The following is a 513-nucleotide window of genomic DNA, read 5'->3' on the forward strand; positions in this document are numbered from 1 at the left end:
ATCCTTAGAAAGGAGGTGATCCAGCCGCACCTTCCGATACGGCTACCTTGTTACGACTTCACCCCAATCATCTGTCCCACCTTCGACGGCTGGCTCCCAAAAGGGTTACCCCACCGGCTTCGGGTGTTACAAACTCTCGTGGTGTGACGGGCGGTGTGTACAAGGCCCGGGAACGTATTCACCGCGGCATGCTGATCCGCGATTACTAGCGATTCCGGCTTCATGTAGGCGAGTTGCAGCCTACAATCCGAACTGAGAACGGTTTTATCGGATTAGCTCCCCCTCGCGGGTTGGCAACCGTTTGTACCGTCCATTGTAGCACGTGTGTAGCCCAGGTCATAAGGGGCATGATGATTTGACGTCATCCCCACCTTCCTCCGGTTTGTCACCGGCAGTCTCCTTAGAGTGCCCAACTAAATGATGGCAACTAAGAACAAGGGTTGCGCTCGTTGCGGGACTTAACCCAACATCTCACGACACGAGCTGACGACAACCATGCACCACCTGTCACCA

At 55.0% G+C, this 513-nt stretch carries 1 rRNA gene; it reads right to left on the reverse strand.

What is annotated here, in order from left to right:
• Positions 1 to 8: 8 nt before the first annotated feature.
• Positions 9 to 513: ribosomal RNA gene (locus ACFQU5_RS15930) — 16S ribosomal RNA — on the reverse strand; the annotation flags it as partial.

This window comes from Ureibacillus sp. GCM10028918 (genome assembly GCF_042666115.1).
Classification (GTDB): Bacteria; Bacillota; Bacilli; order Bacillales_A; family Planococcaceae; genus Ureibacillus.